Source organism: Cerasicoccus maritimus (genome assembly GCA_031296935.1).
Taxonomy (GTDB): Bacteria; Verrucomicrobiota; Verrucomicrobiia; order Opitutales; family Cerasicoccaceae; genus Cerasicoccus; species Cerasicoccus maritimus.
Genome location: JAVDPD010000046.1, coordinates 1 through 21,805, shown reverse-complemented (window position 1 = coordinate 21,805; position 21,805 = coordinate 1). Strand labels below are relative to the sequence as shown.

Annotated in this window: 4 protein-coding genes and 1 pseudogene; all 5 read right to left on the bottom strand. The window is 47.5% G+C overall.

Annotated elements, in window-relative coordinates; all coding sequences use genetic code 11:
• Positions 1-187 precede the first annotated feature (187 nt).
• Positions 188-523: a hypothetical protein gene (locus RBB62_RS19440; RefSeq protein ID WP_309400923.1), complete on the bottom strand. Its 336-nt coding sequence runs from the start codon at positions 521-523 to the stop codon at positions 188-190.
• Between the two features lie 6 nt (positions 524-529).
• A complete protein-coding gene (locus RBB62_RS19435) occupies positions 530-7,747 on the bottom strand; it encodes an RHS repeat-associated core domain-containing protein (RefSeq protein WP_309400922.1) in 7,218 nt (2,405 codons plus the stop codon).
• Positions 7,748-7,794: 47 nt separating this feature from the next.
• Positions 7,795-12,942 (bottom strand): hypothetical protein, encoded by a 5,148-nt coding sequence (locus RBB62_RS19430; RefSeq protein ID WP_309400921.1) that lies wholly within the window; start codon positions 12,940-12,942, stop codon positions 7,795-7,797.
• Between the two features lie 12 nt (positions 12,943-12,954).
• Positions 12,955-20,856 carry a right-handed parallel beta-helix repeat-containing protein gene (locus RBB62_RS19425; RefSeq protein ID WP_309400920.1) on the bottom strand — a complete coding sequence of 2,634 codons (7,902 nt, stop codon included), beginning with the start codon at positions 20,854-20,856 and terminating at the stop codon, positions 12,955-12,957.
• A 76-nt stretch (positions 20,857-20,932) separates the two neighbouring features.
• Positions 20,933-21,805 (bottom strand): annotated as a pseudogene (locus tag RBB62_RS19420) (hypothetical protein); the annotation flags it as partial.

Sequence of the window (21,805 nt, the reverse complement as noted above, 5' to 3'; positions counted from 1 at the left end):
TGTTTTGCTCACACAAGCAATCTACTAATAGGACGCTGTAAGGGCGAGCTTCATGTCCGTAAAATCAACGATTAGGGTACAAATCTTAGCGCCATTCACATCGGACCCTCTATGCTTCCTATCCCCGTGCCACGTTTGACCCCTTCTGACTTTCCTGACCCCTTCTAACTTAACCGTCCTCCCGCAATTAATCATTAAAGGCATTTTTAACTTTATAAAAGTCCGGATAGTTACGATACCGAATTCCCCCTAGAAGACCAATAGCGCTTTCCCAACCTGACGGCAAATTTTCCTCTACAGAACAGCCATAATTCTTAGGCGACCAAACGTATGCTAAATTCTCAGCAAACAGCTTTTCGATATACCACTTTGCTAATTCCTCACCCCATAATTTAGCTGCAGAAGAACTTTCTGCCTCAATCTCGAAAACCCCGCATGACTCAAAGTCGAATTCAGGATCTGCTTTCATCACATCCCAAGCACTAGGCGAATGATAACCAAATGAATAGTAGTATTTCTTCATGTATATTTACTGTGGCATTGCTGGCCTTGTGGCAGTACCTGTCGGCGATAGTCGATTATCTAGAGTCCTAATTTCCAAAAGATCACCAAAAGTCGTAGGTTGCTCAAGCTTTAGCTTTTTCGCTTTCCCCTCGAAAAATTCCATGCGTCCAGGGGGGAAGTTGTCAATTAAATCTGTTGGCTTCCGAATCCTTACTGCAATCTGCCTAATCCCAAGCTCTTGAGCAATTGCAACTCTTGTATTATCAAGAGTAACATAGCCACGACCAGTATCAATGATATCAATCGGGCCTAAATCTGGATCCCACCCTTTAGAAATTTGCTCTCTTAGCCCAGGAGCCCTAGGCGGACTGCCTCCTCCTGCACGCCGCTGAGAATACCTGATGATATTAGGATCCATTAAAGTCTCTCCTCGCATGATAGCCGAATCCCACTTACTACCTGTAAAGGTTGATCGGGACTGGCAGCTCATGCGAAAAAGTAGATAACCACCACCAAGCTCCGCAGCAAGCCGAGTTCCGATAGCCACTCTCGAGTTCAAATCGGCTCCGGTGTAATATTCTAGATTACGATCATACCAATCTAAATACTCTCCAAATGCATACGCTCCAGCTTGCTGTCGAAAATCAGGTATTGTAGGTGTACCATCCATTCGATTCCCTATGTATATCGACTCTTGCAGCATACCTACAGTGGCATGAGCCATTGCGCTTGGAATTGCAGCAAGAGCATCCTTCCAGTCTCCTACTTGTGGAGTGTATGGCTCTACACTATACATCACAGGAGACATTGTGGAGCTAAGAGCAGCTTCCAACTGGTAAAACTCACCCAATTGTGCTCTCAAATAGTTATCTTTTTGATTATAATATACTTCCTCGAGGCTATATCCTTCTTTTTCCAGTAAATTATATAATCCAACTAGATCACGCCATTCAGAATCATTCAAATCAAGATCTCTCTGTATATCAATTAGTATCTGAGGCACCACATTCAGACCTAAAACATCTATAAAATTGATAAAATCATTTCCATTCGCCACATAGACATTAAAGCCACCACTTTCACCGATATGGTCACGGCTTAGCCACCTGCCACTAGTTGGATCATAATACCTATACCCATAATAAAGATGTCCAGTGTCGACATCTTCATACTTAGTTGAAAAATTAAAACAAACTTCAATAGTGCTCAATGAAGTTTCAATGTGCTTTTCACCCATTGGCCCATAATCATAACTCACAATCAATTCACCAGATGGTTCAACGTAGCTAGTTATATTGCCTCCACCATCGAATATGGAAAAACGAAGAACTCCATTATGGTTACTGTATTTTTCAGACAACAAGAGCCCTCCGACACTGCCAACAGATTGTAATCCTCCTGCGATATCTAACCCCCAATAGTGAGCAAAAGTTATATTTTTGGCGCTTCCTTCGAACTCGAAAACAACTTCCCAACCATTAAACAGATAGTGACAAACGTGAACTTCAACCCATTCGCCATCTTCGGTGATATGTTTTTCCCTCAGAATACGCCTACCAATTGAATCATATGTATAAATAAGCTTCATCATCTCGCCATCAGTATTGCATGGAGTCATTTCGACTAGTCGATTTTCACCGTTCCAGACATAGTTCCATCGACCGTCAGACAACAGATTTCCATCCGCATCGTAAGCTGGCTCGACCACCTCGGGCTCCATGAAGAAGTCCCGGCTTTCGGTGGAATCAAACGTCTCTGTGTTGCCATCGCCATTGCTGTCGTATTGGCGCTGGCCGCTGGCGTTGATGGTAAGGTAGTCACCGTTGGTGGTATCGATGTCCGACTTCGTGTAGGTCCACTCTCCGGTTGACGGATCCAGGCTCAAATTTGGATCGCTTGGGGTTTTGCCATCGACAGTGAGCGTGCCCGCTGGGTCGATGGAACCTTCGACCATCAAGGTCGCTGGATTCGGCGAATCAATCTGCGTGTATTGGTTCAGCAGGTTCGGCGTGTAATCGCGCTGACCGGGAGTCGGCGCGCCAAGCGTTGCCGTTTCACGGTTACCAATGTCGTCAAACCCGTAAGTGAAGGTGCGGCCGGGAAGCGGTGTTCCGCCGGCGTCTTTTTTGATGCCGCTGGTTACCTGCCCTAAGGAATCGTAAGTGTAGTCCCAATACTCTCCGTTTTCGTGAGTTACGGAAGTGCGCTGACCGGCATCGTTGTAAGTATAGGCGAACGAACGAGTCACATCTGCCGCAGTCACCGTCCCGATGCTGAGCAGGCGATTCAGCAGGTCATACTCACGCGTTGTGACCATGCCGTTGGACGTGGTGAGGGTCTCGATCTGCGATGTGTTGGGCAGGTAAGCATAGGTGAAAGCGTTGTCGCCGGAAGTGACTGTTTTGAGGCGGGAAGCATTGTCGTAGCCGTAGTCCACCTCGTATTGAAGATTCGTCGAGGGCTGACGGACCGATAGACCGCTGAGGCGGTTCAGCGAATCAAACTCCCGGTTAATGGAGACGCCCTTGAAATCACCGTAGGTGTAACGCTCACTGGTGAGGCGTCCGCGGTCGTAGTAGTTTTGACGAGAGCCCGCGGCATCGTCGATGGATTTGAGTCGACCGGCGCGATCATAGCCATAGACAATGTCCGGAGTTTCGTCTGAGTAGTCGATGCTCTCCAATTCACCGGCTTTCGTGTAGCCATAAACGGTTTCAATGCCGCGCGCCCAGGTTCGCTTAGCCAAACGCCCCGCCGGCGTGTAATCATAAACGACACCAGGGTCTTCTGACGACGGGTTCTCACCGGAGCTATTATTATAGCGCTTTTTAATGAGGTAGCCTCGATGCTTACTATAGTCCCAATAAGTATTCGCGGCCCCCGAGGACGAAAGCCCATCCCCATAATCCTGCCACGTTGTCATGATGCTCAGGCGGCCTTGGTCGTTGTATTGGTAGCCGACGGGATAATTAAAGCCCCCCGCCTGCAAAACAACCTGCCCATGCATATCGTAGCCCGAGGTAACCGTATGGACCGACTCATCGACTCCAGCCGTACCCGGATCGTCGACCTGACCGCTGGGCGAAGTCACCGCCACCGTACGAAGACCATTGAAGGGCGAGCCACCGTCATCGATCCGGTCGGTATAGGTGTAAGATACTGTCACTGGATCCTTACCGGGCCCCGTTGCATTGGGGTCTGGATCAGCGCTGACAATGCTGTCAATACGGTCAACCGCGTCGTAGATGTATTGCGTTTTGTTGTCCGATCCCTGGCGAGCTGTGTACTGATACTCCAGGCGACGCCAGTCATCGTAGAGGTAGTTCACCTGCTCGCCAGTATTGGTGTTGAGCTCAAACTGCGGCAGCCCTGCAACGACTTCCTGGATCAGGCTATTGCCGTCGGCCAAAATCGTCTTCGACGTGACTTTTTGATTCGCGACATCGATCTGCGACAGCGAAATGGTTTGCACGCCATAGGACTCCGTCCGGGATCCCGATTGATAGGAACCGCCTTCATAGCTTACGGCGCCGACGCCACGCGCGCTCGTCCCAACCAGCTCTTCGCCAATGTCCGTGAAAATATAGCTGCGGGTAACGGCTGCGGCACCCAAAACAGGGTCGACCTCATAGCCCGATACAGAACGCGTGCGGCGGTCTGAATCGTCGATCACGCCATTGCGATTCACATCGACCGCAGTTTCCGTCAGCTCGCCTTCGTCGTTGTAAGCATAAAGCGTGGTGACGCCGTCCGGATCCGTCGATTTGATGAGTTGGGAAATTTCGTTGTATTCGTTGGTCCACTCCACCGTGCCGCTGCCATCGGCGTTTGGCTTCACCGTTTTGACATTACGGCCCAGCATATCGCTGTATAATGTCGTCCATTCGGTAGCGGTATTGTCCGCCCCGGCATACATTTTCGTCCATAACAACGCGGTTCGCTGATTGTTGGATTCGTCCGTAACGACGCCGTGTTCATAGAAGGCCGGGTAGGCAGATTGACCAGAAGTAGAAATCGTTGAACCATCCAGCATGAAAGTGCTGATCGATTCCGCGAGTAGCGCCGTCTCACTGGCGTCGGAGTAAACCCGAGTAATCGACTCCGACTCGCCGGAATCGTAAGTTTTGCGCTCTGTCACGGTCTTACGGCCAAGTTCATCGAGCTCATACAAAAGCTCACCACTGATGTCGTATTCGCGCTGGGAAACAAGCCGCACATTGCCGCCTTCCGGAGCATGAATATCCACAGCACCATGGGCGCGGTAGATCTTTGTCTGCCGACCACCCGCATCGTATTCATAGATCGTGGTAATGCCGTTGGTCTCAGAGGCTTTCAGACGATCCAAATTATCGTAAGTGTAAGTCGTAACCGTCCCATCTGGGCTCGTTTGAGACTGCAGGTTACAGCAATCATAGTTTCGCGAAGAACTCGTGCCATTGAGGTAATAGGTATTTTGGTAACGACCACGCGAATCAGGATTATCATTCACCATTGAATCAATGGTGATGCCAGACTCGACGTCATAGGTGTCACGCATGACCAAGCTACCCTGCGCATCCGTAACCGATGTGGTAACCGTGCCAGATGACAACGTCTCGCCATCGTCGCCAAGAACGCCGGACTTGACGATAGTTTCCAAACCGCCATCTGCGGTTAAAGTATAGGAATACAGAACGACTGTTCCATCGGCATTGATCTGCTTTTTCGGACGCCCGGCGAAGGTACCCGAGTCAAAGGAAATCGTGTGTGAGGCAATATTTCCCGGAGTCGACCATGCCGTGGTCGTCCAAGTGGAATCGCCGTAGAAATCAACGGACTCAGTAGCGCTAACGCTGGCTTGATAATTTGAGCGCCAGGTCTCTCCATCCACTTCCCGAAAGACATCATATGATAAGGATGCAACATGCCCCGTGGTTCCATCGTAGATAATCTCTCGATTCATCTTAACCGTTGCCGATGTGCTGCCAGGAGACAAGAAACTGACATTACCGGCATTATATGAGCTTTCGTAAATACGGACATTGGTCGGCGGTTCGTCTTGCTCCTCATTAAACGGAAGATCACCGGAAGTTGGGTCATAACCAGAGGGACCGCCCTTGTATGGCGTAATCACACGAAGCGGAAAGCCATCGAGCGAATCAGCATCGTAAGTCCCTTGATAATCATAATAAGTCCACGAGCGATCAGCCGAATTATACTCGTATTTGAGCAATCCGTAACGTGGGTCATCTACGCTGAGTCCATCGCCATAATAGCCATAATACATCTCTTCCGGGTCTACGCCAGAAGTCCAAACCACCGACCCAGCAGCCGACAACCAGAGCATCGGCGAAAGCGATGCCATCATCTCATCGGGATTTAAATCGTTCTGCCATGTAAATGGGTTACTTGCTGGAGAATTATTGATCTTAACTTTCGTGGGATGACCATAGGTCGGTGAGTCCAAGCTCAACTGATAGTCCGTGACAGTCTGAACCCCAACCACATTATCCACCTTAACCGTAACTGCTTCTCTGTAATCAGGATCATTTTCATCATCCCCAGGCTCATAAATAATTTCAGTCACCCGCCTTCCAGCATTATCATCAGGGTTTTCAATCAAACGCCAAGTAATATTGCCACTGGTGTCGAGACTGTAGGCAAAATGGTTGACTAGCGTGGCGCCTCCGTCTCCGTCTCGAAACTCTTTAACATGTAATTCATTGTCCGCAGCGACATACTCGACTTCAATTACCTGATATGGCTCACCGGTTATCGGATAGGCAGTATAATCATTTCCAGACTTTATGTATGCACCAACATGGTCTTCATCGGCTTCGCCCCAATCCACAGTTCCTCCCTTATAGAAACTGACTGAAAAGCCTGTTTCGCTTTCATTTTCTACCACGTCCACCAGATGGAGTGGAATAATACTACGCTGAAAAGGATCGTGGTTAACATTCTGTTGCTCAGCAGCAACTGCGACTTGCATCAACTGGGGATTCCCCGTCCGGTCCACTTCATCCTCACTCCAAATCAGGATCGAACCGGCATTCACCCAATAGCGCAGAGCTCCGGGAGACGCTAACTCACTCAATGGCTGATCCACTGCATCAGACTTTAAGATCAGCTGCCCAACACTCTTTAAGCAAGTTTCTCCCAAGTCGATTTTTACATCAACGCCGAAGTCATAATCTGCATGCAGGCATCCATTCTGGCATGCAGAACAGTTCCCGCAATTGACACCTCCTAAGAATTGGGAGACGTATGAAGTTCGCGAAATGCCTCGATAGTGCGTTCCATTTCCGAAGACAACTTCTGCGTCGCGGTTGAGCCAGTGATCGACCAGGGCTTCGAATCGGATGCGGTAGTTAAATTCAGTATAACCACCGAAATCGAATTCATTAAAAAAGGCGTCGGGAATGGACTCAAAAGTATCATCGAAATTTGCGTCACTAAACTGGTCCTGCAATGCCCACCACTGCTCGGGTGACAAAGCGGCCGAACCGTATTGTTCTTGAGCAACATATTTCATCAAGTCGCTTAAATAGTACCGTCGAATCAAGTCCTTGTACCGCGTGCGGAAACTGTCATTAAAAAGTTCATCCGGATTCGCCAATGAGTCTGCATCAATGCGCGTCCAACTCTCGTCAACTTCTGGGTCCAGGGGTGAATCCTCAATACTAGCAGGCTTATGCTTAAATTTAAGCAATGTGTAGAGAGGGAATGCATAAACTGCGTCATCATCCTGATCCAAATTGTTAATCGCTGTCCAAACATCTAATGTGTAGTCATCCTCTGGCGCATAATAGAGCGGATCACTAGCCAAGGCACTCGTGGCATTCGGATCAAAACGCCGTATAACCACAGCGTTCAGATTGTTATAAATTCGCTGCGCGAGGTATTTCACTAAAAGCTCTTCGCGTTTGGCCTTACCATCAGGCGCAACTCCCAGGTCATCGGCATAGAAACATGCAACCGGCTCATAGGGGGCCGCCTTCGTTTTATCCACACGCCTTGGCCATGCGACCTGTGTTTCTAGATCAAACGGTAGTGGGTCGAGCAATGTCGTCGGGTTATTAGGCTCGCCCAAAGGAGTCGTGGTGACACCGGTAGAATAGCGTATGATATCGTGCCAACTGCGCATGGCGCCTTCGATGTCTAGCGTTTGGCCTTGGGCGGCAGACGGGACCATCCCCACAACCAGAGCGGCTGTAAAGCTTGCGCACAATAGGCGAATCGTGGAATAGAAGTGCTGAATCATAGAAAAACAGTATAAGAGAATATGCAGCTGGCTCGTGTTGATAAACGTTAGGGACGCGAAGCGGTGTGTATGCGCAATGCAACCGGATCGACAGTTTCGGCGTCGAGAGGATCCAGACCGACGGAAACCTCATATCCATCATTGAGGCCATCCTCATCACTGTCCCAACCCGCATCATGGATGCCATCGGGCCCTAGCGTATTGGCAAAAATAACTGTTCCCAAACGCATTTCAGTCGTATCACTCAGTCCATCGCCGTCGGAATCACTTAAATTACGGTTGGATCCCAGTAGTGCCTCCAACCAATCCTCAAGCTTATCTCCGTCACTATCCGGAGCACCTAACACAGTCTCGAAATGGAGACTTAAAACGGCTGGCTCGCCCCCCCGTGGAGACGGCAAGGCAAACTGCCCGGGAGCGTCACTCACTTCAAATTGAGCCAAACTACTAATGTCTAACGAACGCATTGATGACGCACCTGATGCAACTCTAACGTAGCTAGGCTGCCCATATGGATCACGCATTTGAGGCGGTAATTGAGCCAACGGAGTATCGCTGTTCGCCAAATGTAAACTACGATCCAAGTAAGGTGCGCCAACGCGTCGACGAAGTGTTGGCGAGTAGAAAGTATTACCGTTAAAATAGAGATCTAAATCAGAAATGTATCGCCAACCTTGCCACGTATATGGTGTCGTCGGCGCGCTACTACTGATCCCCGCCAAGGAATATTTCCAATCCTGAGCGGCGACTACCCCTTCCGCATCAATCGCACGTCTAACATTTCCCCAACCATCATACTGAAGATATGCAGCATTGTCTAGATTGTCTAGAGCAGGTACGATTGCCAAAAGCGTGGGGCCTGCATCGGTCTCGCTTCGACCAAAGGCGGGCAAAACATCAGGAGCTTGAATATAATCCTCATGAAGAGCCAAGGTTGAGCCTAAATCCCCAGTGAAGCTGGCCAATACCCGGTTACCAATCAAGAGGTAGCTTTCACGGGAGACCACGACATCACCCGAATCATACTCCACTTGTTGAATCAGACGCCCTATACCATCGTAGACGAACTCAATTCTGCCCGAGGGAATGCTTGCAGACACCAATCGCCCTGCATCATCGTAGGCCAGTGCAGTCGCCACCGCGTTTGACGGGGAGCGGGCTTGTAAATTTCCCTCTTCCAGATCATATGAGGCGCTCGACAATGCGGGTAAGTCTCGCACTTCCCGAAGCGAGCTTACCCGATTCATACGCCACCCCTGCCGCAGTATCTCTCCATTAATCAAGTCGATCGGGAAATTGGAGAAATCAATGGGCAAGGCATCTTCAAGCACGTTCGCTAACAGCGCGTCGAACCCAGTAGACTCAGCCGCTTTAAAATTGGGCTCCTCATTAAAGATTACATTTCCCAGCGGAATATAGTTTTCCGTAACGGGATACCCCTCACTGGAAAGTAAATAAGCGTACTCGGCAGAATCAGCAGCCGCCCCGTTGAACTTCGTTTTCGTCAAGCGTCCATAGGCATCATAAATAAACTCTTGGGATTCCAGCGTTGGGTAGTGAAGCGTCAAGCTGCCGTTAGCCGTATAGGCATAGGTAATGGTAGCAGGATAGGCCAGCGCCGTATCCTGGATGTAGTCTAAGCGCCCACTGCCATCCGCTGCATAGTGATAGTCGACCTCTCTCTCCGGAGTTATGCCCCCAGTTTCCGATATCAACAACTGCTCTAAGCGTCCCTCGCCGTCATAGGCAAACTCTACGCTCTTATTGATATTGATTTGCTCGTAGAGACGAAGCTGTCGATCAGCATCAAAAGTCCAAACGCTCTCATCCACACCACCAACTTGGACCGTAACCACAACCTCGCCCGCAACCTCACTGTAAACAACATCCACATCTGGGTCATTCGGGTAATCAATGCCAGTGAGATAGTTCGTAAACGGATCATAGTCGTACGTCGTCGAATTGCCGCCAACCGCCAAAGACTGAACCACTCCTAAGGGCGTAAATCCAAAGTCCATGGTCAAACCACCGTGATCGGCGTTACCCAATATTTCTTGAGCTAAATACCTATGACAATCGTAGAAAGCAGATGCCACTGCTCCATACTCCGTGGTGACAGTAGCATCCAGCAAGTTCCGACCGATGGAAAATTCAACGTCGCTCAAGGAATCACCTTGAACCCCGCTCAGCCGGGCAGACTCATCTGCCTCGTAGTCAAATGTGATTTCAGATAACGGAGCGTCATAGGCGCTGACTTGGCCATACCATTGACCATCGGCAAGCAGCTCCCACTCCTTATAGAACTGAGTCGGCAAAGTCTTCTTGGTCATACGGCCAATTGCATCGTAGGCGAATACGTACCCTGCCGGCTCAGCATTAAAGGAAGCACTGATAAAACTCGAATGATAATACTCTAGACGGTTAGACTCGTCATAGCCCACGGTTAACGAGTGAAACGCTCGATCAGTCACCAGAGTCAACAAGCTAGAGTTCCCAGAATCGGCGAGCACGTTCGAGATAACAACGCCATTTCGAACCATGCTGTCCAAACGAAGTTCGTCGTTGCTAGCATAGTTTATAATCAAGTCCTGTTCATCAGTCGTCGTTTGCTCCGTAAAGGCGCCATTATCCCAGCTCAAACTCGCGAGGCCTCCAGGGGTGTTGTAAGTTGCAACCAGCGACTCTCCGCGAGCATCCTCATAAGTTGCGATCTGGCCATTATCGAGACTCCATTGCCGCGAGACTTTCGAAGAATCTGAATGCCATCCAGAGCTCAGTGGCGTTGCTGATACAAGAGATTGGTATTGGGTGTCCGTAACCTCATCAAAGTAGAACGATATGTAGGCGCTCTGCCCTTGAGCATCCATATATTCGACACGATCCAAGCGACCATTAGTTGACAGATAACGATGAATAACGCCATCTAGCGTTCCAGAATCGTCGAAGAAGTAAACTTCCCGATAATCGATGCCCAATTCACTGGTTGACATGTATGCTCTTGAAGGCTTCGGCGTTCCATCAACATTTGCCGTATAATAGACCTCCTCGTAGGTAAGTCCGCCAACGTCACAATTGTAGCAGATTTTCTGGGATTGTGCGTAGCCATCCGAAGCAGTGTCTGTTGTGGCATCCCAGTTAATGCCCACCAATCGGCCAAAAGGGTCATATGAGTATTGATCTGCGCCAACAAAAAATCCCGAGGAATCCACTAAGCGTATTACGGAGATTTGACTAAGCGCATTATAAACATACTCGAAAGTGCGTTGCTCCAACTGACCATAACCTTCAGTTTTCGATACAAGTCTATTCAGACTGTCATAGCGATAGCGAGTGGTTCCATGCGGCGATTCATACTGAATGAGTCTGCCCGCATGATCATAGACAAAGTGATGATTGACCAACCCAGCAGCACCAACCTCATCGATATCCGTGACCAGCCCTAATTCATTGTATTGCAGCGCCAGAGTATCACCAGTGACATTGGTAATGGACTCGAGCAGTGACGACATCACCGACTCGGATTCCACCGTGGGCGTTAAACTTAAATCAGCCTGAAAAAAGTCCAGAACCAAGCCGATATATTCACTTTCATCACCTAATGCAGGCCCTTGATATAAGCCAATCAACTCGCCGGATTCAGTGAACTCCATCAGGTGTAAATCATCACCATCCAGCTGTATTTGACTAAAGTATCTAGGATCAATTGCGTCATTGGGATCATCGACGACCAGATGCGAAACAACGCCTCCATTGAGTAAGGTTTGCTTTGAAATGTAGCCAGTCTTGCCATTGTAAACAACCGAAGTCTTAATTGACTGAACGACGCCGTCACCAATATCGATCGAAGTCGATAAGCTGTTGGTCCGATTACTGCCACTAACACTCGTCTGGTATATAAGCTGCGGCAACACCTCACCAGCGATCTTTCGCTCCACCGTTGTCTTATTATTGCCGTAGTCGTAATTTAGCGAATCAACAGTCGTGTCTACATTCAGGCGAGATTGACTCATTAGAGCATTGGGCACGATGTAAGGCGAGTGATTCGTATCGCCCCATATATCAGGCACGCTATCACTGTAGTGGTAGTATGTATTGGTTACCGTAGATCCAAGTGATTCATAAGTCTTCAGAAGACGATGGTAAGTCTTGGAGGAAGCACCACTGGCGACCGCATCCGTATAATAAGTAAACTCATTCAATGCAGCTCCAACCTCATCCAGAACTGCCAATAAGTCGCCCTTCCCTGCAAGGTCGTACTCAAACTGTGCAACGTCCGCTATGGTTACCTCATTCTCGGTAAAGTCGATTGATGTTAGCCTACCACTTGCATCATAGTTGAAATCCAAGAAGTATGTTGGATCACTATTATACGATACTTTCACCAAACGGAAGTCGTGAGCGACATTCACCAAATCATCAGGATGGTTGCTTAAAGCATAAGCTCCGTGAATGAACTCCTCATCTTGACTCCAAGTAAAATCGAAAACCTCCCCAGAGTCCTGTGCCTCCAACTGCTCAAGCAAGCCTGTAGAGCGACTGAATATCCAGCGGTTATTGCTGATGTCCACGTAAGTCACATGAGTTGCAGTCACTGACTCAAAATCCACCGTATTTAGTTTAAGTGTAGCCCCCTCCCCCGTGCGTAATAACCACACGTCAGTAGTCCTCGTACTGAAAAGACGCCAGTTATAATTATGAGTCCATCCAAAGCCCAAAACCGAATGCGCCCGCGCATAACTCGAATACGCCAAGGTTACCGAGAGTCCTGTTGTTGCATTGGCAAAAACAGGCTGTACGAGCTTGAATTCAGCGGTGTGGACCAGTCCGTATCCTGGTGCATAGCCGATTCGGGCAAAGTATGGGTCTTCACCAATATCAAGAGCGATTCCCAATGAAAAGCTTTCCTCGATCTCAAGACTATCAAACTGGCGATCCCACTGCTCCCTGAGATTGTTAAGCTCTGGATTAATCCCCTCATTAGAATTGCTGTAGCTGAAATGCTGAAGCCAATCATGCGCCTTCCAATCTGGCAGCAACGTAGTCGTTGGATTCCCAATCTTCGGAGGAGGAACCTGCTGCTCGGCAATTTCTGTTAGAAAAGCAGTCGATGAAGTCGATTGCCCCCAACAGAGAGTCACAGAAGTGAAAAACAGAATATTTCCCCAAAGGAATGAATTTAGTTTAGACGAAAACATGGAAGTATATCTCTAGAGTTCTGCCTTAAGTGCTGCCCAACGAACTGCTTTACGTCCGGTGTAGTCATCAGTCACAATTATTTTCACGCGATAGTAGCGCTCGAAGGCGTTACTCGAATCTAAGCTAAATAGCGTATCCTCTTGGTCTTGATCATTATACTGACTGAGGTGGAAAGCGAACTGATGAGCCCCGGCTGAGAATGCACGGTCTTCAAGCAAAACACGATCACCCGCTGCATCAACCTCATACAGATTGATCTTCGTGTTGAGATCTGTCGGCTCGTAAAGCTCCATACTCACAGTAGCGCTACCTGAAAGCTCGAATTCAGCTTGTCCCAACGCACCACTGACAGGCCTAATTCGATAGCTATCTACACGGAAGTTATCCACGTGACTAGACTTGTAATAGAATGACTGAGAGGGCAGTTCATACGACTTATAAGACGATGTGTAGTTCGGGCGTTCATATCCCGAGAATCCGGTCTGTGTTTTGAACAAGCCCCCTTTCATCGGTATCCACTCGAACGTTTCTCGATCATCCAAGATGTAGCGATCAAAGAGCTCTGGATAGACAGTGTTGTGAATGATAATCGGCTTCATTCCACTCGCACCGACTGATACAGTGAAGAATTCGTTTCGGTAGTATCGCAGATAGCGTAAAGAGCTAAATTCCCACGAAACATCGACCCATTTTGTTAAATAGACATCATAGGCAATTCCGTCACTCTCCTCCTCACTCCGATCCTTTTGAAATTCACTGCGAGGATCGAGATTTTCAGTTTCGGATCCATTGGTGCTCTTAATAGTATACAATAGCATCTCATAACCAGGGAACTGACTTGGGTTCCACGAAACCACCTGGCCTTGGCCTGCGGCTAACGTCAGTAGTTCTTGGTGAATCTCTGAGCTAGTAACCCACATCTCTGGCAAACCATTTGCATCAGAAACAAATTTAACCCCGTAAAAATCTACGACAACATCGGTGTCATCATAAACATCAAAGACTACCCCGAGAGACGATAAATTACTGGTATCAATTCCCTGCTTTACTTCAGTGACTCCTTGCACCCCATTCCACACCGCCGGGTCAAGTCCAAGAGCATATTCCTTGCTATAGTCTATTCCATCATCGTCATTCCCTTGATCCGTGCCAGTTTGACTCAAGTTACTAAAATGGTTCAGTTCCCAGGAATCGGGCAAACTATCTGCGTCCGTATCCAGCCACTCATCAGCCCCAATATCCAGTGACTCATTTAAACGATAATCGTCGTCACTATCAAAATGCGCATGTGAATAACGCCAGTCCCCTTCGTTTATTGCAGGAGATTCAGATGATAAGCGATATGGCCTGAGCACCACACCTGTGCCTTCTTGGTAAAGAGGCGATACCAATAAAGGGTCTTGTTCTTTACAATTACTATCATAGCTCCCAGGCGCACTAACCGATGGAACTATGCAAGTATAGAAAAATACGAGATCAGCATGCCACCCCCCGACTTCCGAGCCAGGATGCCCGCTCCAAACGATAGAATTATACAAGCTTACTCCTCGCTCGAACTGGTATAGTGGATTGTCGCCAAAATGGTTTCTAATCGAATTCCCAGATACAGACGCACGATTGTCTGCAAATGTGCAGTTGAAAAAGCTAGGCGACGAAAACCTTGCCCAGACGGCGCCTCCTTCATTGGAAGCCCTATTTCCATAGAAGTAACAGCCATAGAAGATAGGCTTACTATCCCCATTGGTATTAACTGCGGCGCCATTCTCCCCAGTGTTGCTATAAAATTCAGAATTATAAATGCGTGCAGAGGAATATGAATTCACACTAAGTCCAATTGTGTTTCCATAAAAACGGCATCGTTCGACACGGGTTGCATCACCATACAAAACAAGACCAGGTGAACTCGTTGTAAAATCTAAGCCATTGAGTATAACTGAACCGCCACTGATTTTCATGCCAGCACCGCTATTCGCAGAAATCTGAGCATGGTCGTGGGATAGTATGAGCAAATGTTCTTGGTCTGAGATAGTAACAGTTTCTGTGTCATTCGACTGCTCAACCAGCTCAATAATTGAATAAGGCTTCGAAATGCTAGCGATAGCCGCCTGCAAACTAGCAGCCCCATCGACTGTATAATACTCAAGGTCTACATTACCTGATGCGATTGTCGCATTCGGCTTATCGAGCGAATCTCCGCCGTCAGTCCCCCAAACCTTCTCATACCAGTTTGGCACTCGGTCCCGGTCAGCATCAATCCAGTAGTCACACTTGAGAGGTGACAAGTATAGGGCAATTTCTATATCGTCATCAACCGAATCCCCATCGGTGTCATTTTCATTTGGCAGAGTGGATGCTAGGAACTCCGCAAGTAGGTCTAATCCATCATCATCGGTGCCTCCAATCTTCTCATAATAGTCAGGCACATCGTTATTCTCTAGAGTTTCATCGTCGTCCTGGTATTGGTCTGCTCCGATATAGATAGGAGCACCGATCACTCTTGGCTCTCCATCATAATCACAGCGCAGGTGATCATCATTACGATCAAGTGTAAGCTGTATTCCTGAAACTGAAGCACCCTGCTCAGTCAAGTGGCCATCCATAGTCAAGTCGGCATCCTCAGACAAGTGGCCATATACAGTTAAGGAAAGCGAAGAATATGGGATCGACCCGCTATGTATAATTTGGCTACTGCTGTCGCCATCGGTTGAAATAATATTTGAATCAACAAAAATTCCGCCTTCCCCGTCGTCAACAACACCGCGTATCATACAATCATTAAAACGCAATACACTAGACCGGCTATGATCGGATTCAACTCGCACCTCCTTTTGGGCTCCATCGAGGGTCGTGTTATCCAAAATACAGCGACTAAACACTATATTAGAGTTACGCTTATAGGTTGAACCATAAAATGAACGTGTCTTTACAACTGCATCACTAGCGATATTATTTGTGATAGTACAGTTAACAAACTTGGTTTTGACGCTTCTATTATTCTCGATAGTTACAGCGCCGTTGTTGTGATGAATCAAACAGTTATCAAAGCGTGGCTCAAAGCGACTAGATAGAATCGCTGATTGGTTAAAACGAAGCTCTGAATTCCGAACATTGACATAATCGCCAACAATGATGCCATGCTCGAAATTCTGCACGCAAATCCCATCAATAATGATGTTTGAGAAAGGCGCATAATCATTGCTTCCAATTAAAATGCCATCGCTTAATTTTGAATCCGCAGTGACGCCATCCAAAATCACACGTCCGCCTTCCTGGTCTAGAGCAATGATCAAAACATCAAATGATTGCCCACCATTCGTCTGATCTGGAATTACCAGAGACTCGTGATACAGCCCCGGCTTAATTCCAATGACATGACTTCGGTTATTCGCGGAGAGATTGAGTGCTGCATCGATAGCCCCCTGGATCGTCTGGTATCGGTATGCCAGAGGATCATCCGACTGCGTAGAATCTACGATGAAAAAATGCTGACCATCCGCATCATCATACGTGAGTGCTCCAGCTAAAGTAGGGTAACTTTCTGCATCACTAGCATCGCTACCAGCCCACAATTCCCATTGATTTGGGAAGCGATCACCATCTGAGTCCGCTAAGTCGTCTGAAATCAAAGAATCAGACCCGAGTTGGTATTCTAAATAATCATTTGCACCGTCTGAGTCCGTATCCACTAAGAAAGGATCTGAACCATTCAAATACTCACCAAGGGCACTTAAGCCATCACCATCATCATCATCATCATTATTTACTGAATTAGGCGTCCCTGTTCCCCTATTTGAAACGATCAGCGCCTCGAACCAATCAGGCAAATCATCAACATCAGCGTCAGAGTTTAGATATTCACTGGCGCCGATGTCATTCAGCGCGGAAGAAGTACGCAGAATGCCATCAATGTCACGACGTGGAAAATTGGTATCTAAAGTAGCAGCATCAATACCCACTGAGTCTTTCAAAATGCGGCCTGTTCGAGTCACGTCCGGATCACCCACGATTACTTCAGCAGCTACATTCGCGTAATATTCACCGTCCCCATCGCCATCCTCATCGCGCACTATGCAGTTCCTTAGTGAAATTGTGCTACGATCATGGTTCTCCCGGCCAATCTGCCCACTACCACCAGAATTCCAAACGATACAGTTGACGAGGGAGGTGCGACCGCTTCCCTTAAAAGTCAGGCCGTTAATCCAAGTATTGTATACTCCACTGTAACCGGAAGTTGCAGTATTATTAATGATGGTACAATGCACAAATTCTGGCTCACCAGCACGCGTATACACACCAGGATTTGCTCCGGTATTATCGCGCACAACACAGTTTTCAAAAAGAGGCGACCCCTGATCGACATAGACACCTCGACTCGAATTATAAGAAGCCACATTCCGAATAATGGAAGAAGAGGCTTTAGTCTCCAAGGCATTCCCCGCAACCCTACTAATATCCAAGCGATCCAAAATAATCGATCCATTCAGTGTGATGCCTTGAGACCTTAAATCTTCACCGTCGATCATGGCGCCCCGTTCGCCAACGATAAGCAGATCACTGTCGGAAACCTCTACAGACTCTAGATAGCTACCCTGCTTTACATAGATGATATCCCCGCTGACAGCTTCATCAACCGCCGACTGAATCCATTTCTTATCATATGTCCCAGAATCATCAGGTAGAGCAGCATCGACGATGTAGAGAATTCCGCCATCAAAGCCGTTCGGACCGGATACATTCGGAAAATCTGCTTGATCACCTGCGTCAGTGCCCCAGCGCTGTTCATATTGATTCGGAATACCATCACCATCGGCATCAGCCAACGGCTCTGCCAAAACCGGATTATAACCATATTGCAGCTCCCAGTAGTCAGAGAGCCCATCTCCATCCGTATCAACTTCATCAGGATCAGTTCCTGCGAGCAGTTCTTCGCCATTACTTAACCCATCCCCATCATCGTCCAGATCGAAATCAACTCCTACTGTTGAATATTCATCCGCACCTATATCAGCAATATCATCGACGACATCTGCTGCATAATGGAAGCGAGGCTGACCGTCTATATCGCGCCTGGGATATGACATGCTAAGTAGAGCGCCACCAATTGCCGATGACCCTGGTGTGATGTGCGCAGAAGCATTCAACAAGGGATCTCCAATGGAAACATTGGTTGCTGTGCTTGCGTCAAAATCCCCAATGCCATCGCTGTTTTCATCACGAACGATGCAATTAACCAATGTTACATTTGTTGAGGCTGAGCGACCGATCTGGCCAGCACCACCAGTATTCCAAAACACACAATTATACAATTTACTATGCGTTCCATGATCAGCGTCATATTCATTGTAGAGACCGCTATGTCCTGAAGTCGCTACATTATTACAGAAGGTGCAATTTACAAATGTAGGGTTCCCTGAATCAACCATCGCTCCAGGACTGACACCGGCATTATCTCGGAAAATACAGTTTTCTATCCAACTCGCAGTTCCATGATTAGCCTCATTGATATTTATACCCCGCCCCGATCCATAAGCAGTCGAATTCCGGATAGTTGGACCTGATGCATATACGTTAAATGCACTACCAGTAAAATTACGAACATCAATACCTACCCAAAATACATTCGTATGAAAATTAAATGACACTCCATTCGTCAATGTGTTAGTTCCATCAATCACAGCACCTTGCTCTCCAATAACTAGGAACAACTCATTATCAGTGCTTTTATTAACTTGAACCTCTTCGTAGTAAACACCTTGCTTCACGAAAACGATATCACCATTACGAGCCAGAGATAACGCTGAGTTAAGGGTATTTTTTCTGTAGGTATCGGTGGTCGTAAGGCTGACGTCAACGAGATAAAGCTTACCATCACCACTGTCGTTTTCTCCAGGGGTTTGAGGATAATCGCTGGAGTCACTGGCATCAGTGCCCCACCTTACTTCATAGGCATTGGGAAAACCGTCACCATCGGCATCATCATCAAGGTTTGAAGTTACAGGACTGTATCCGAGATCATACTCTAACCAGTCGCTGGCGCCATCAGAATCGCTATCTAAAGACAGTGGATTGGTTCCTAAATTCATTTCGACGATCGCACTTAATTGATCGCCATCATCATCGTCGGTTGGCTCAACTGAGTTGTCATCCCCTCCACCCCTAGCGTCTATAACTTGTTTCTCAAACCAATCTGTGAGACCATCAGAATCAGAGTCATAAAATTCACTAGCACCGATATCGACAAGAGAGTTGCGAACGCGTGGGTTTCCATCGATATCCCTTCGAGGATAGTTCGTATCATTAGTTCCTTGATCTATTGCTGCTGAGCCAGCGATAATGCGCCCTGAGTCAGATAAAACAGGGTCTTCGATGTAAATATTAGTCACGCTAGTTGCGTTATAATCTCCGATGCCATCACTATTTTCGTCTCGAACGATGCAATTAAGCAATGTCACATTTGTAGAGGCTGAGCGACCGATCTGACCAGCACCACCAGTATTCCAAAACACACAGTTATATAATTTACTGTGCGTTGCCTTATTAACATCATACTCATTATAGAGCCCACTATACTCCGAAGTCGCCACATTATTATAGAAGGTGCAATTTACAAATACTGGAATACCTTCAACTACCTCCGCTCCAGGGTTTTCTCCAATATTATCGCGGAAAATACAATTTTCGATCCGACTTGTGGTTCCATGGTTAGCCCTATTAATATGTATGCCACGCCCCGATCCATACGCAGTCGAATTCCGGATAGTTGGACCTGATGCATATACATGAAATGCACTACCAGTAAAATTACGAACATCAATACCCACCCAAAAAACATTGGTTCCGAAATTAAAAGAGACTCCATTCGCCACCGAGTCATTGCCATCAATCACTGCACCTCGCTCTCCAATAATTAAGAATGCTTCATCTGCATATTCAGAGTTTTCATTGACCTCAACCTCTTCGTAATAAACACCTTGCTTCACGAAAACGATATCACCATTACGAGCCAGAGATATCGCTGAGTTAAGGGTATTTTTTCTGTAAGTATCAGTGCTCGTAAGGCTAGCATCAACAAGATACAGTTTGCCGTCACCGTTAACATTTTCACCGGGAATCTGAGGATAGTCACTGGAGTCACTTGCATCTGTCCCCCACCTTACCTCATACTCATTCGGAAAACCATCGCCATCAGCATCTACATCGGGATCAGGCGTAGTAGGATCCAAATCAAGGAGATATTCTAGAGCATTATTGGCACCGTCTCCATCATAGTCATCTCCAGGATACACTTGGGAAATATCAACGATATCATCATTTAAATCATGATCGACAATAGTCGTTCTCCACGCGTCAAACTCGGGATCACCATCGCTGCCCCATCCCTGGGCAAATTGCGGCAATCCATCAAAGTCAAAACTTAACACATACTTCAATTGCCCCAAGTTTGCTGGCGCATAATTACGTTCCACTGGCGTTTCATCGTCCCACGGGTACCAATAATCATTTACATCATGCAGTGTAATTCCGTTCGGTGCGTATCCGATTTCGTAAAAACGGTCATAGAACACCTTCGCAATCATTTTCAACTGCCCAAGCAAAAGCGGCTTATAGTTATTTTCCAAATCTGTGGAGAATCCCAATACCAGTGCCTCAATTTCCTCACCAGCACTGCCTGGAGAGATTGCCTCCATCTCAAAGTAAGCCTGCTTTGCTAGTTGCTTTGCTTGCCCCTGCAATGCCGGAGAGTAGTTTCCCTCCATCCAGGCATCGTATAAAACCTGATCAAACTCAGGCTCACCTGGCGCAATTGGCGGCGGAGTCGCAACATCTCGATCTACCCACCAATCAGGAGCTGCCGCTACCGTAATCGCAGAATAAATAACACAAATAATTATTTTGAAAGCTAATTGCTTCATAAAGAGAATGGGAATTCCATACAGCTAATTCAGAAAAAAAATCGGCGCCAGTTAGGTTATTGACCGCTATAAAAGATCAACTCTCAGGTGGAGCATCATCTCCTAAAGCCGCATCACCAAACTCGCCCATATAAATGTCTCCCTGACGTCGCAGCCGAGTTATAGTCACCTCACCGTCAGATGAAACCGAAAGCGCGGTATTAGATTCGCCAGAAGCAACTTCCCTTACTGTAAAAGCGCCATCGATCTCAACATCTCCTACTATACTCGTTGCTCCGCCAATGGATATGCCTTCGACAAAGCTAGCTCCTGCCGGAAAGCTCATATATCCAGTGTCCTCTACTGTAGCTGTAAAGCTCCCGTTACTTGAGGTCAAAGAAGGCACCGAAGTCACAGACTCCATGAGCGAACCTAAATCAACGTCAACCTTCTTCCCTCCCTCAAAAAGCTCAAGTGTTGAACCATTCAAAGCAAGACTCTCAACCAGCTCATCAGTAGCGTCGTAAAAGAGCAGACTCGAAATATCTATCGGTCGATCTACACCCCCTTCAGTAATCACGATTTTAGTTCCATCAAGAGTAATGCTTTGAATTAGCTCATCAGCGGGATCGGCGGAGCCATCGGCACCAGCAGGACCAGTTATATTGCCCAAAGCAGAACCCCAGCTGCCTGACACGCGCTTAAAGTAATCACCTGTGGCGGTATTTAGGAACAAATCGCCATCTACTCCATCACCGACCGTTGGGTCAACTGTGCCGGTCAGCCAAGTTGCTCCATCAATTCCATCGGCTCCTGCTACGCCATCGGCCCCGTCAACACCATCGACGCCAGCTACACCTTCAGCACCAGCAGGACCCGTCAGGTTGCCCAAGGCAGAACCCCAGCTGCCTGACACGCGCTTAAAGTAATCACCTGTGGCGGTATTTAGGAACAAATCGCCATCTACTCC

Bases quoted from the DNA above. Each gene is read 5' to 3' on its own strand.
- RBB62_RS19440 (WP_309400923.1), bottom strand. From the start codon at position 523: ATGAAGAAATACTACTATTCATTTGGTTATCATTCGCCTAGTGCTTGG.
- RBB62_RS19430 (WP_309400921.1), bottom strand. From the start codon at position 12,942: ATGTTTTCGTCTAAACTAAATTCATTCCTTTGGGGAAATATTCTGTTT.
- RBB62_RS19425 (WP_309400920.1), bottom strand. From the start codon at position 20,856: ATGAAGCAATTAGCTTTCAAAATAATTATTTGTGTTATTTATTCTGCG.
- RBB62_RS19435 (WP_309400922.1), bottom strand. From the start codon at position 7,747: ATGATTCAGCACTTCTATTCCACGATTCGCCTATTGTGCGCAAGCTTT.